We start from the raw sequence: 13527 nt of genomic DNA on the forward strand, positions 1-13527 counted from the left end.
GGACGGGCTCAGAGTGTGGCGAAGGCTGCGACAGGGCTGGCGAGCAGGCCGACACCCGCCAGGATCAGGGCCAGCCTTGGCCGATACGGCAACAGCAGCACCAACAGCAGTGCGCTGAGCATCAACACGGCGCACCACTCCACCAGGCCCTGGCCCCAACCGGAGATGGCCACGGCGGGCCAGATCGACACGGTCAGCAGCAACCACCCAGCCACACGCAAACCCAGGCGCCGGCGAGGCGTGGGTCTACTGTGCAACAGTTCGCCGTGATGACGGTCGGTGGACAAGCACAGCGCAGCAAACCCGGCGTAGCACATCAGCAGTGCAAGCAGCATTCAGTTCGCCTCCTGCTTGAGCGTCAACCCGCGTGTGCGTTCAACCTTGGGCGCAGGCACGGTGCGATGCCGCATCTTCCAGGCGGCCCAGCCGAGGAATATTCCGCTGGCCAGGCTCGTCAGGTCGAAGCCGGCCATGGCCCAGTCTCCGGTGGCCAATGAAACGCCCAGGTGATGCGAGGTGGTCAACGCGTTGAGCAATGGAATGGCGATAAACAGCAATGCGCCGACGCTCAACTGCTCGACCCAACCCTGGCGGCCACGCCGCAGGATGGCGTGCAGCAGGCTCAGGCCCCAGGCAATAAAGAAGGTTTGCACTTCCCAGCCGGAACGTTCGGCGAAGGTCACCGGCAGCAGGCGGTTGGCCCAGAAAAACGCCGCGATGGCGATCATCAGGCCGGACATGCTGGCGATGTTGAGTACTTCCACAAGACGCAGTTCAAACGGCATCACATTGCTCTTGAGGTGCTTGAGCTGACGCTTGCCAAGCCAGATGACCAGCCCGGTGCCGATCATCGCCGTGCCCGCCAGCCCGCAGATAAAGTACAACCAGCGCAGCACCGGGCCGGCGAAATGGCCCATGTGCAGGCCGTAGAAACTGCCGCCGATGGCCGCCGGCAGCGACTGCCCGCCGCTCACTCGCAACAATTCGCCGGTGCTGCCATTGAAGGACACGGTACTGCCGAAATCGTGCACTACGCTGTCGGAACCGGCGCGCAATACATTGACCGAGGCGTTCACATCGCCGGGGTTATTCACCGCCACGCGCCCCACATGCCCGCCCGCCCACTGTGCCCGCGCCTGCTCGTACATCGGCACCAGCGGCAGCAATGTGCCTGGCTGGCCCGATGCAGGCGCGTTGTTGGTGTTCGGGAACACCTCGCTGAAAAAGGCGCGGGTGTCGTTGCCATAGGAAGCCAGGATCGGCGCCGGCATCACCATGCTCATGAAGATCACCAGGCTGCTGTAGGTGATCATCAAATGGAAAGGCAGCACCAGCACACCCACCGCGTTGTGCCCGTCGAGCCAGGAACGCTGGCCTTTGCGGGGACGGAAGGTGAAGAAGTCCTTGAAGATTTTCTTGTGGGTGATGATGCCGGTGATCAGCGCGATGAACATCACCATCGCGGCGATGGTCGACAGCCAGCGCCCCCACGGGTGAGGCATTTGCAGTTGGAAGTGGAACCGGTAGAAGAACTCGCCGCCCATGCTTTCACGGGCCTGCACGGCCTGGCCGGTGACGGGGTCGAGGGTTTTCTGGATGAAGTTGCCACGCTTGCCGGGGTCGACCTTGTCCTGCCACATCACTGACAGGCCGGGGTCGCGGCTGTCCGGCAAGGTGATGAACCAGCGCGCGGCGGTGGGTGCGACCTGCTGCAGATAGGTTTGGGCCACGGTGAGGCTGCGCGCATCGTCCAGGGGACGGGCCTGCACTTCGGGCTGCATCCAGTGGCTGATCTCGTCCTTGAAATACGACAGGGTGCCTGTCAGGAAAATCGCAAACAGCAGCCAGCCGAAGATCAACCCGGCCCAGGTGTGCAACCAGGCCATGGCCTGACGGAAACCCTCTTTCATACTCGTGTCATCCACAAGCCCACGCCCGCCAGGGTGGCGAACGCCGCACTTGGCAGCAGCACACCGAACCAGGCGCGTGCGGCACTGCGGCAGGCGAAACACCAGAGCACAGCGAGCAGGTAAAACACGAAGGAACTCATCATTCCGGTGATCACCGCATCGGCGCGAGAGGTAGGCAGCCACAGCGCCAGACAGATGCTGGCCAGGGACGCCATCAGGTAACCGCCCACCACGGCAGCCAGCACACGCGAGGTCACGGCGAGACGATAGGAGACAGGCAGCGAGGTTTTGCTTTTCATGCGGGAGGCGCCAGGTTCATCAGCGCGCAATATTAATGATAAATATTCTCATAAGCAAAACAGAACGGATGAATCACCTGTGCGGATGGATTGCCGAAGCCACTCACGCGCCCTACAATGCGAACAATTCTTGTTCTCTAAAGCATGGCGATGCTTGTGGAGTGTCCCCGTTGAGCCCGTCCAACACCGTCGAAGTTTTGTACACCGACCATCACCACTGGCTCACCGGCTGGTTGCGACGCAAGCTCGGCTGCCCGGAAAGCGCCGCCGACCTGGCCCAGGACACCTTCATGCGCGTGCTCACCGCGCGGGAAACGCCCACCCTGGTCGAGCCCCGCGCGTTTCTCACCACGGTTGCCAAGCGCGTGCTGTTCAACTTCTACCGCCGCCAGGACCTGGAACGCGCCTACCTCGATGCCCTGGCACACATGCCCGAACACGTGGCGCCATCGGAAGAAGAACGCGCAATCATCCTGCAAACCCTGGTCGAGCTGGACCAACTGCTCGACGGCCTGCCGGTGCAGGTCAAGCGCGCCTTCCTGCTGGCGCAACTGGATGGGCTGACCTACGCGCAAATCGGCGCGGAGCTTGGGATTTCCATCGCCACCGTCAAACGTCACCTGACCAAAGCGGCCATGCGCTGCTATTTCGCCCTATGAACTTCTCCACTCAAGTCGCCGAACAGGCCGTGCATTGGCTGATGGAAATGCAGCAAGGTGGACTCAACCCTCGCCAGCAGGCTGCCTGGCAACACTGGCTGAACGCCCACAGCGAACACCAGCGCGCCTGGGACCACATGCAACGCGTCAACCAGCGCCTGCGCGGCATGCCCTCGCCCCTTGCCCATGCGGCGTTGAACGCGCCAACCTCCACCAGCCGCCGCCAGGCGCTCAAGTTGCTGTTGATCCTCGGCGCCGGTTCGGCCGCCGCCTGGGGCCTGCGCCAGCAACATATCCTGCCGCCGCTGAGCGCCGACTACCGCAGCCCCATCGGCCAACGCCGCAAGGTGCAATTGGCCGATGGCAGCCAGTTGCAACTCAATACCGGCAGCGCGGTGGATGTGCACTTCGATGGCAGGCAACGACTGATCCGCCTGCTTGAAGGCGAAATCCTGCTGACCGGTATCGCCGGCAATACACCGCTTAACGTGTTGACCGGCCAGGGTCTACTTACCAGCCAGGCCGCACGCATGAACGTGCGTCAGTTCAACGACCACACCCAGCTGGCGGTATTCAATGGCCGCGTCGAGGTAATACCAAACACCTACAGCGGCCTGCCGCTGACAGTCGAGGCCGCGCGCCTGGTCAACTTCACCCGCAAAGGCTGGGACACCCCGCGCCCTAGCGACGCCAACAGCGGCGCCTGGGCCGACGGCATGCTGGTCGCAGCTCACATGCGCCTGGAAGATTTCCTCGGCGAACTCGGCCGTTATCGTCGTGGCCAGGTCAATTGCGACCCACAGGTGGCCAACCTGCTGATCTCCGGCAGCTACCCGCTGGACGACAGCGAACGGATTCTGGACCTGCTGGAAGTGAGCCTGCCGGTGAAAGTGCGGCGCTTCACGCGGTATTGGGTGACGGTGCAGGCACGCGCCTGAAATTAATTCAAAACACTGTGAGCCGTTTTCCACACCTCGCGTGACAGAGAAAGAAAGCCCCCTTGATCCTTCCTTCTCAGGACCGCTCTTCATGCCCCAGCAACCCACGCTTCTCGCCCGCACCCTGCGCCAGTTCCTACTTGGCGCCAGCCTGAGTCTTACGGTACTGCCACACGCCATGGCGGCCGATGCCAAGCCGTATCACATCGCGCCGACTTCGCTGGAAGCGGCGTTGAATCAATTCGGACGTGAAGCGGGTGTGCTGATTTCCTTCGGTTCGCAAGTCACCGCAGGCATGCAGAGTCGTGGCTTGTCCGGTAACTATGGCGCCGCCGACGGCCTGCAGAAACTGCTGGAAGGCACCGGCCTGCAAGCCCGCGCCGAAGGCGACAATGCCTACAGCCTGCAACCGGCCAATGCACCGACCACTATTGAGTTGGGCACCTCCAGCGTGGTCGGCGACTGGCTCGGCGACGCAGCGCAAACCAATGTGTTCGAACACCCCGGCGCCCGAGATGTGATCCGCCGCGAAGAGTTCGAACGCCAGGGCGCCACCCAGGCCAGGGACGTGCTCAATCGCATCCCCGGCGTCAACGCCCCGGACAACAACGGCACCGGCAGCCACGACATGGCGCTGAACTTCGGTATTCGCGGCCTCAACCCGCGCCTGGCGTCACGCTCCACCGTACTGATGGACGGCATCCCGGTGCCGTTCGCGCCGTACGGTCAGCCGCAGTTGTCGTTTGCACCGATCAGCATGGGCAACATGGATGCCGTCGACGTGGTGCGTGGCGGCGGCGCCGTGCGCTACGGCCCGCAGAACGTCGGTGGCGTGGTCAACTTCGTGACCCGCGCGATCCCGGATGCGCCCACGGTGAAAGGCGGCCTGCAGACCGAAACCAGCCCGTCCTCCAGCCATGACGGCTTCAAGACCACCGGCAACCTGCTGGCCGGCGGCACGGCCGACAATGGCCTGGGCGGTGCGCTGCTGTACTCCGGCACCCGTGGCGGCGACTGGCGCGAGAACAGCAACACGCGCATCGATGACCTGATCCTCAAGGGCAAATACCAGCTCGACGACGCCAACAGCTTCAACGCCATGGCGCAGTACTACGAAGGCCAGGCCGATATGCCTGGGGGGTTGAACGTTGCGGACTACAAGGCAGATCCGTACCAGTCCACCCGCCCCTACGACAAATTCTGGGGCCGCCGCACGATGTTCAACGTCGGCTACCGCTATGAGCAGGATCGTCGCGAGTTCACCGTGAATAGCTTCTTCACCAAGACCCTGCGCAGTGGTTACCTGGACCAGGGCACCTTCCTCTCGCTGTCCCCGCGCGAGTACTGGGTGCGTGGCATCGAGACCCGCTTCGCCCAAGGCTTTGATGTGGGCCCGACCAGCCACGAAGTAGGCGTCGGCTACCGCTACATCAACGAGGCCGGCCACGAGCTGCGCTATCGCACGCCGATTGCCGCCAACCAGCAGATTCCCACTACCAACAGCCGCAACGACCGCGACACCCGTGGCGGCACCGAAGCCAATGCATTCTTCATCGACGACCGGATCGATATCGGCAAGTGGACCATCACCCCGGGCGTGCGCTACGAGATGATCGAGTCCCAGCAGACCAACAACCTGAGCAACGTCAAATACAAGGGTGACTACAACACCGCGCTGCCGGCACTGAACGTGCTCTACCACCTCACCGACAGCTGGAACCTCTATGCCAACACCGAAGGTTCGTTCGGCAGCGTGCAGTACAGCCAGATGCCCAACCGCGTGACCAGCGGCGAAGTGAAACCGGAAAAAGCCCGCACCTGGGAACTGGGTACCCGTTACGACGACGGCACCTTGCGTGCCGAGATCGGCGCGTTCCTGATCAACTTCGACAACCAGTACGAAAGCAACCAGACCAACGACTCGGTGATTGCCCGTGGCGAAACCCGCCACCAGGGTATCGAGACCAGCGTCAACTACGCGCTCGATGGCTTGAGCCCGGCGCTGGCCGGGTTTGATGTGTACGCCACTTACGCCTACGTCGACGCCACCATCCGCGAGGACGGCCCGAACAAAGGCAACCGCGTGCCCTTCTCGTCCAAGCACAAAGGCACCCTTGGCGTGGGTTACACCGAAGGCCGCTGGAAACTCAACCTGGACAGCAGCTACCAGAGCAGCCAGTTCGCCGACAACGCCAACACCCAGGCCGAAAGTGCCGACGGTGCCAACGGACGTATCCCGGGCTATATGTTGTTCAGCAGCCGTGCCGCCTACGACTTCGGCCCGCAGTTGTCGGATTTGAACGTAGCGGTGGGGGTGAAAAACATCTTCAACAAGCAGTACTACACGCGCTCGTTCGACGATAACAACAAGGGCAAATACGTCGGCGAGCCGCGCACGGTGTACGTACAGACCTCGATCGCGTTCTAACTGCCCGCCAGGCAACTGGGAGTGGCCGCGACCAGGGCGTCGATGGCGCAGCGGGTCTTGGCCGGCATATGCGCGGCGGTCGGCCAGATCACGTGGATCGGCGAGGGTTGCTCACGGTAGGCGGGCAACACCGCTTCCAACTGCCCGCGCAGCACATAGTGTGCAATCAACCAACTGGGCAACCAGGCCAGGCCGACGCCTGCAATAGCAGCGTCCGCCACGGCCTGGAGGTCATCCAGCACCAACGGCGATACGACCCGCGAACGGTGCGGGGTGTTGCTGCGGTAGGCAATGCCGCGGTGGCCGGCAAGGTCATCCGTCGATTCAATCCGTCCCACCCGCTGCAAGTACGCCGGTGAAGCGGCCAGCCCCACGGACTGTTCGCCCAGGCGCCGTGCACTCAAGCGTTCGGTGTCAGGCAAAGCACCGATTCGCACGGCGATATCGAAGCCTTCCTGCACCAGGTCGGTGATACGGTCAGCAAAACACACCTCGATCTCCAGTTGCGGGTAACGGTCCATCAACCCCCATAACGCGGGCGCCGCATAGTGATGCCCGAAGGCCAGCGGCACGCTGGCGCGCAGCCGGCCGCGTGGCAACTGCCGGCCACTCTCCAGCACCGATTCGGCGGCTTCGAGTTCGGCCAGTGCGCGCAGGCAATGCTCGTAGTACGCCTGCCCGTCTTCCGTCAGACGCTGGCGGCGAGTGGAGCGCTGCAACAGGCAAGTCCCCAGCCGCGCCTCCAGCCGCGCCAGGCCCTTGCCCACCGCCGAGCGCGTCAGGTTCAGGCGTTCGGCGGCTTCCGTCAGGTTGCCGCTTTCGACGATCTGCAGAAAGAGTTCAACGCCATCGAAACGCGCAGTGGCCATGATTTTATTGTCGCCCTTGATTCCCCTGTTGACGGAAAACTTATCACGAATAAAGAAACAGATTCCCCTGAAAATCTAACGACCCGTCGACCTCAGGAGAATCCCATGCCACCCGCCGCCACCTTATCGGCCATCAACCCACCTCGCACCGCCAGAAACGGCCTCGCCCTCACCGCCGTGTGCCTCGTCGCCCTGATGTTCGGCCTGGAAATCTCCAGCGTGCCGGTGATCCTGCCCACGCTGGAGCAGCAATTGGGCACAGGCTTCCAGGATGCCCAATGGATCATGAATGCCTACACCCTGGCCTGCACCAGCGTATTGATGGCAGCCGGCACCCTGGCGGACCGTTTTGGCCGCAAGCGCATACTGGTGCTGTGCCTATGGTTGTTCGGACTGGCTTCGCTGGCGTGTGGGTTGGCGAACGATGCACCGACGCTGATTGCCGCGCGCTTCGTCCAGGGCGTGGGCGCCGGGGCGATGATGATCTGCCAGTTCGCGATTCTGTCGCACCTGTTTCGCGAACCGGCGGCGCGGGCACGGGCGTTCGCAATCTGGGGTGTAATCGCCGGCGTGGGCCTGGGCTTCGGGCCGATGGTGGGGGCGTTGATCCTGGCAGTAGCGGACTGGCGCTGGGTGTTCCTGGTGCATGTACCGCTCACCCTGTTCACCCTGGTGCTGTTGCATGTCAGCGTGCAGGAGTCCCGTGACCCGGCCGGCCATCGCCTGGACATCGCCGGTATGCTCACCTTGACGCTGTCGGTGTTCGCGCTGGTCTATTTCATCACCCAGGGCACCGAGAACGGTTTTGGCACACCGGTCATGCTCGGCTGGGCGGGACTGGCGGTGGCCGGGTTGCTGTTGTTCATCGTCGTTGAACGACGCAGCGCCCACCCGATGTTCGACTTCTCGGTATTGCGCATCCAGCGCTTCAATGGCGCCTTGATGGGCTCGATCGGCATGAATTTCAGCTTCTGGCCGTTCATGATCTACCTGCCGCTGTATTTCCAGGCCGGCCTGGGCTACGACACCCTGACCAGCGGCGGCGCCCTGCTCGCCTACACCCTGCCCACACTGCTGGTACCGCCGCTGGCTGAGCGCCTGGCCCTGCGCTATGGCGCCGAGCGCATCATTCCGTTGGGCCTGGGGTTGATGGGTGTCGGCTTCCTGGCCATGGCCGCTGCCAATGGGGTGGCGCAACCCAGTATCCTGCTGATCCTGGGCAGTTGCATCATTGCCGGCACAGGCCTGGCGCTGACCAACTCCCCCACCACCAACACCACGACCGGCTCGGTGTCGACGGACCGCGCCGGCATGGCCTCGGGCATCGACCTCAGCGCACGGCTGATTACCCTGGCGCTCAACATCGCGTTGATGGGGCTGGTGCTGTTGCTGGGGATCAGCGATCAACTGGCCGGTGTGCTGCCCGAAACCACGGCGCTGGATTGGCCGGGCATCAGCCAGAACATTGCGGCCGGCAAGCTCGATGTACCGGCGTTGAACGCCGCGCAGGCCCAGGCCGCACTGCGCCACGGTGCCGGCTGGGCGATGCTGTTTGCAGGGTTGGGTGCATGTGGGCTGGCGCTATCGAGCCGGTACTTTTTCCGACGCGGACAGTAAATGAAAACGGGCCTGCAGTTGCAGGCCCGTTTGTAGGGGGGTGAAAATCGGTCAGCCGTTAATGACAGCGTTTTCGTTTTCCAGGAATTCCTCTTCCAACGCGTCTTCATTCACTTTATTGATTGGCTGGTTTTTCGCGGCAGCGCGTGGCTTGCCTTGCAGTTTGCCAAACAGATGTTCCAACGCATGGTCCAGCTTAGTCGCCGCACCGTCGATGGCCTGTTCCAGCGTATCGGCCTTATGCAGCACCGACAGTGGCTGATGGCCTTTTGGCCGCGCTTCCAGGCGGCAACTCAAATCGTGGGGACCGGGCTTGTCGCCGTTCTCATCCCGCAGGTAGACCTCCACTCGGGTCAGGTCTTCTTCGTAACGTTCGAGCGTGCTCTCAATGGTAGTACGTACCCACTCCTCCAGTCGGATGCTGCTTTCAATATGGTTATCGCTATTGACTTGGATTTGCATAGTTCTTCCCTTATTTCAGCTAGCTCGCGAGAGGTCACAACTGCGACACCGGGGCGGTGAAACCATGACCTCTTGATTACACAATTGAGCAGTCCGCAGAACAATTCAACCCCTTTGCAAAGATAAATCCTACATTACAAATTAAGCCTGACGACGAGCAAAAACGCTGTTAGGGTGGGGAGTTAGTTACATCTTCTTACGTGCAATCAACCTTACAGTTGCCCCTCTCCCAACGGGTGCAATCCGCGAAAGATCTCCGCCTCCTCCACCAGCCAATCATGTACCGCACGCACGCCCGGATGGCTCAGCGCACCCGGCGCATACAGCAGTACGTAGCGTTTATGGTTAGGCACGGCCAGGCCGAAGGGCACGATCAAGGTGCCGCGCTCCAATTCATCGTTGAGCAAGGTGCGGCGTGCGATGGCCACGCCCATGCCGGCGATGGCGGCTTCGATGGTCAGGTGGTTGCGGTTGAAGGTGTGGCCACGGCGCACATCGGCGTCGTGGTAGCCGATGGCATTCAAGTAAAACTCCCACTCCGCATACTCATAACTGCCACGCCAGGCGGTGATGTCATGCAGCAGCGGGAAATGCACCAGGTCGGCCGGCCCATGCAACGGTGGGCGACCGCGTAGCAGGCTCGGCGCGCACACCGGGAAGATCTGCTCGTCGAGCAAGGCGGTGGATAACAGGCCGGGGTAGCTGCCGTCGTTCAAGTCGACGGCCAGGTCGAAGTCGCCCTCATGCAAGGCGATGCTGCTGTCCTCGGCGACCATACGCAATTGGATATCCGGAAAGCGCTGCTGCAAACGCGGTAACCGAGGGGTCAGCCACTTGCCGAGAAACGACGGGATCGAGCGCAGGCGCAAGGTGCCGCTGATCATTCCCGCGTCCAGGCGCTGCAACTCCGCGTCGATGCTGCCATAAGCCTCGCCCACCGTCGCGGCCAAACGTTGCCCCTCGGCACTCAGCTCCACCCCACGGGCGCGTCGATGAAACAGACGAAACCCCAATCGCTCTTCCAACTGGCGGATTTGCTGGCTCACCGCGCCCGGCGTGATGTGCAGTTCTTCGGCACAACGGGTGAACGACAGGTGCCGCGCAGCACAGGAAAAAACGTGCAGCCAGACATACGTCTGGCCATGGAGGGGCCGGATCATAGCGTTTAGTCCTGCTAAAGGGTGTCTTAGGATAATTCGTTGGTCAGTGCCGTGCCAGAGGCTCAGTATCGCGCCAATTGCGCTCGTCCTACAAAACATGGCAGCGATTCCTACTCCATTGCTTGTAAGGGTTTAGCATGGCTATCAGTGTTTTTGATCTATTCAAAGTGGGCATCGGCCCTTCCAGCTCCCATACCGTCGGCCCCATGCGCGCGGCGGCGACCTTTGCCCAAGCCCTGATCGACCAACGATTGTTGAGCGCCACCCGCCGCGTGGAAGTACGCTTGTATGGCTCGCTGTCCGCCACCGGTGTAGGGCATGCCACCGACCGCGCCTGTGTGATGGGCCTGATGGGTGAGTGGCCGGACACCGTCGACCCCACCTCGATCAATGCGCGTATCCAGCAACTGCGTGAATCCGGGCGACTGTTACTCGCCGGCCAGCAGGACATTGCCTTCAACTGGCACACCGACCTCCTGCTACTGGACGAAAGCCTGCCCTACCACCCCAACGCCATGTCCCTGCACGCCTACGGTGAAAACGGCCTGCTGAGCGAGCAAACCTATTACTCGGTAGGCGGTGGTTTCATTATCGAAGCCGCCGAAGCCGCCTCCGGCATCGCACCAGCCAGCGATGTGCAATTGCCCTACGACTTCTCCAGCGCTGTCGAACTGCTGGCTTTGTGCAACAAGCACGGCCTGCGGGTTTCCGAACTGATGATGGCCAACGAACGTGCGTGGCGCAGCGACGCCGATATCCGCAGTGGCCTGCTGCATATCTGGTCGGTGATGCGCGAATGCGTGGAGCAAGGCCTGCGCGATGAAGGCATCCTGCCGGGCGGCCTGGATGTGCCACGTCGCGCGGCGAAACTGCACCGCAGCCTGTTGGAAATCGGCAAGCCGAATGTCATCACCTCCACCTTGTCCGCCATGGAATGGGTCAATCTGTTCGCCCTCGCCGTCAACGAAGAAAACGCCGCCGGCGGGCGCATGGTCACAGCGCCGACCAACGGTGCCGCCGGGATCATCCCGGCCGTACTGCATTACTACATGAAGTTCAACGCCGACGCGTCTGACGACGACGTGGTCAATTTCTTCCTGGCCGCCGCCGCCGTCGGCATCCTCTGCAAGAAAAACGCTTCCATTTCCGGTGCCGAGGTTGGCTGCCAGGGCGAAGTCGGTTCGGCCTGCGCCATGGCAGCCGCCGGCTTGGCCGACGTGCTCGGTGCAACCCCCGAGCAACTGGAAAACGCCGCGGAAATCGGCCTGGAACATAACCTGGGCCTCACCTGCGACCCGGTCGGTGGCCTGGTGCAAGTGCCGTGCATCGAGCGCAACGCCATCGCCGCCGTCAAGGCGATCAACGCCACGCAAATGGCCCTGCGCGGTGACGGCAAGCACTTCATTTCCCTCGACCGGGTGATCCGCACCATGCGCGATACCGGCGCCGATATGCATGACAAATACAAAGAAACTTCACGGGGCGGCCTGGCGGTCAGTTGGGTGGAGTGCTGATTGGCTTGATTGCGCTGTCAGCGATCGTTTTCTCGGGACTGCCCTGAAACAGGTCACCCCACTCAAGCACGACCCAAAACAACGGTGGGAGGGGGCTTGCCCACGATAGCGGTCTTCCAGCCAAGCATTCATTGGCTGAAGCTCTGCTATCGGCGGCAAGCACCCTCCCACATTGAGATACGCGCCCCACACGGCACGGCCTTTGCTGTACAGCTCATGAGGCAAACGGACTTTGTTAAACCTCAACGACGAAGTGGCCGGTGGTCAGGAGACGCGAACTAATCCCGACACCGGTCGTCAATGACTGCATGTTCTTATCAGGCGGTAACACACCATGGACAATCCTTTTCAGATCATCACCGATACCTTCACCCCGCAATACCGCGTCAATCTGAGCATCCAACGCCTGGACGGCAGCATCATGCTGACCCTCTCCAACGAGCAGGGCGTGGTAGCCAAACGCATGATCAGCGCCGAGCAACGCAATGATCCCAAGCGGCTCAAGCGTCTGGTGCAGAGCATCCAGTTCGGCATCGCCATCGAGCAGGGCCACAGCGCCATGGACATCCTCACGGTAATGACGGATGGCGACCACAAAGTGCTACAGCGCCCGCCTGCCCGTACCCTGCCCTTCAGCGTCGGGCTTTAAAGCTCGCCCTTCTCGGTTTCCAGGCTCGCCTCGCCCTTGCGACGCGGGCCTTCGACCTTCACGGAAGGGAATGCCGATGAGGCATAGCGCACCACCAGGATCGAGAACGCCAACAGCAGAATCCCACCGCACAGGTAGATGATGCCTACATCCGGCGGGTTGTGATGGGACACGTTGGAGATCAGCAGACGCGTCAGCGCGGTGATTGCCACGTAGATCAGGAAGCGTACCGGCATGTGGTTGGTCTTGAAGTAAATCCCCACCATCGCGCCCAATTCCAGGTAGATGAACAGCAGCAAGATGTCATCGATCTTGATGTGTCCGTTCTCCAGCATCCCCAGAAACTCCATCACCGCCGCCCAGGCCGTCACCGCACCAATGGCGAACAGCGCCAGGTAGTGGAACGACTCGACGAACAGATTGCCCAGGGACTCGGCCAGACCATGTACTTGCTGGCGCAGCCTTTCGGCCCAGTTGATTTTCACGATGATGCTTCCTTAGGTCGACTCGACCGGATAATGCGGGTTGGACGTGACGGTTGTTCTGCATGCAGAAAAAAGGCCAGGGGCAGGTATAAGATGATGGCGGGGTGATATGAGGCACTCCAATCCCGTATTTCCAGACTACATTAAAAAACTGCTACCCAAACCCCACGGTTTGGCTTACCCTTTTCGCTGTATATAAATACAGTAGTCGCAAAAGACAACTATCGTGAAGGCATGTGAGGTGGTGAATGGCCGTCGAAGTGGTATACCGCAGCAGCCGAGATCTGGAGCGTTTGTTCATGGATAAAGCCGAAGCTGACCGTCATGACAAGATGCTTGAACTCGCCGAGTTGCTCGCAGAAGTGTTGCAAAAAGCCGTGCCGTCCCTGAGCGAGCAGCAGGTGGAAGAAGCCGGGATCTACATGGCGAAGAACCGCGATGTGTTCGCCAAGGCGTTCAAGAGCCAGCCGGACGCGTTGTCCGAGTTGCTGAACGCGGCGGCGGAATAAAGCCCGAATTGAACAGGCCCTGAATCAT

At 61.6% G+C, this 13527-nt stretch carries 14 protein-coding genes; 7 read left to right on the forward strand and 7 right to left on the reverse strand.

Features of this window, described 5'->3' with window-relative positions:
• Positions 1–8: 8 nt before the first annotated feature.
• The 3 genes from BM026_RS14105 to BM026_RS14115 are packed head-to-tail and all read right to left on the reverse strand — an operon-like array spanning position 9 to position 2209.
• Positions 9–335 (reverse strand): DUF3325 domain-containing protein, encoded by a 327-nt coding sequence (locus BM026_RS14105; RefSeq protein ID WP_092240936.1) that lies wholly within the window; start codon positions 333–335, stop codon positions 9–11.
• Entirely contained in the window at positions 336–1910 is a 1575-nt protein-coding gene (locus BM026_RS14110) for a PepSY-associated TM helix domain-containing protein (RefSeq protein WP_093529067.1), read from the reverse strand. It lies immediately after the preceding gene.
• Positions 1907–2209 carry a DUF3649 domain-containing protein gene (locus tag BM026_RS14115; protein ID WP_071488626.1) on the reverse strand — a complete coding sequence of 101 codons (303 nt, stop codon included), beginning with the start codon at positions 2207–2209 and terminating at the stop codon, positions 1907–1909. The genes BM026_RS14110 and BM026_RS14115 overlap by 4 nt, the downstream gene beginning before the upstream one ends.
• A 170-nt stretch (positions 2210–2379) precedes the next feature.
• Between BM026_RS14115 and BM026_RS14120 the strand changes: the two genes are divergently transcribed.
• The 3 genes from BM026_RS14120 to fecA all read left to right on the forward strand — a co-directional run bounded on the left by BM026_RS14120 (position 2380) and on the right by fecA (position 6234).
• Positions 2380–2868, forward strand: a complete 489-nt coding sequence (locus BM026_RS14120) for a sigma-70 family RNA polymerase sigma factor (protein WP_071488625.1) — start codon at positions 2380–2382, stop codon at positions 2866–2868.
• Complete coding sequence (locus tag BM026_RS14125; protein ID WP_093529071.1) at positions 2865–3806, forward strand: FecR domain-containing protein; 942 nt, start codon at positions 2865–2867, stop codon at positions 3804–3806. The genes BM026_RS14120 and BM026_RS14125 overlap by 4 nt, the downstream gene beginning before the upstream one ends.
• A 91-nt stretch (positions 3807–3897) precedes the next feature.
• Entirely contained in the window at positions 3898–6234 is a 2337-nt protein-coding gene (gene fecA, locus BM026_RS14130; RefSeq protein WP_092240930.1) for a TonB-dependent Fe(3+) dicitrate receptor FecA, read from the forward strand.
• On the opposite strand, the gene BM026_RS14135 is transcribed toward fecA, so the two are convergent.
• Positions 6231–7103 (reverse strand): LysR family transcriptional regulator, encoded by an 873-nt coding sequence (locus BM026_RS14135; protein ID WP_093529074.1) that lies wholly within the window; start codon positions 7101–7103, stop codon positions 6231–6233. The genes fecA and BM026_RS14135 overlap by 4 nt on opposite strands.
• A 105-nt stretch (positions 7104–7208) precedes the next feature.
• Between BM026_RS14135 and BM026_RS14140 the strand changes: the two genes are divergently transcribed.
• On the forward strand, positions 7209–8720 hold the full coding sequence (locus BM026_RS14140; RefSeq protein ID WP_093529077.1) for an MFS transporter: 1512 nt from the start codon (positions 7209–7211) through the stop codon (positions 8718–8720).
• A 51-nt stretch (positions 8721–8771) separates the two neighbouring features.
• Here BM026_RS14140 and BM026_RS14145 read toward each other — a convergent pair whose 3' ends face one another.
• Positions 8772–9182: an HPF/RaiA family ribosome-associated protein gene (locus BM026_RS14145; RefSeq protein WP_092240924.1), complete on the reverse strand. Its 411-nt coding sequence runs from the start codon at positions 9180–9182 to the stop codon at positions 8772–8774.
• 212 nt (positions 9183–9394) lie between these two features.
• Positions 9395–10342 (reverse strand): LysR substrate-binding domain-containing protein, encoded by a 948-nt coding sequence (locus BM026_RS14150; protein ID WP_092240922.1) that lies wholly within the window; start codon positions 10340–10342, stop codon positions 9395–9397.
• 137 nt (positions 10343–10479) lie between these two features.
• On the opposite strand from BM026_RS14150, the gene BM026_RS14155 reads away from it, so the two are divergent.
• Positions 10480–11856: an L-serine ammonia-lyase gene (locus tag BM026_RS14155; RefSeq protein WP_071488618.1), complete on the forward strand. Its 1377-nt coding sequence runs from the start codon at positions 10480–10482 to the stop codon at positions 11854–11856.
• A gap of 334 nt (positions 11857–12190) precedes the next feature.
• Positions 12191–12505 carry a DUF3509 domain-containing protein gene (locus BM026_RS14160; RefSeq protein ID WP_092240918.1) on the forward strand — a complete coding sequence of 105 codons (315 nt, stop codon included), beginning with the start codon at positions 12191–12193 and terminating at the stop codon, positions 12503–12505.
• On the opposite strand, the gene BM026_RS14165 is transcribed toward BM026_RS14160, so the two are convergent.
• Positions 12502–12990 (reverse strand): phosphate-starvation-inducible protein PsiE, encoded by a 489-nt coding sequence (locus BM026_RS14165; protein ID WP_058427808.1) that lies wholly within the window; start codon positions 12988–12990, stop codon positions 12502–12504. The two genes, BM026_RS14160 and BM026_RS14165, sit on opposite strands and share 4 nt — an antisense overlap.
• A gap of 248 nt (positions 12991–13238) precedes the next feature.
• Here BM026_RS14165 and BM026_RS14170 point away from each other — a divergent pair, with 248 nt between their 5' ends.
• Positions 13239–13499 carry a YebG family protein gene (locus BM026_RS14170; RefSeq protein WP_003171979.1) on the forward strand — a complete coding sequence of 87 codons (261 nt, stop codon included), beginning with the start codon at positions 13239–13241 and terminating at the stop codon, positions 13497–13499.
• The last annotated feature ends 28 nt before the right edge of the window (positions 13500–13527 follow it).

The organism is Pseudomonas sp. NFPP24 (assembly GCF_900112095.1).
Taxonomy (GTDB): Bacteria; Pseudomonadota; Gammaproteobacteria; order Pseudomonadales; family Pseudomonadaceae; genus Aquipseudomonas; species Aquipseudomonas extremorientalis.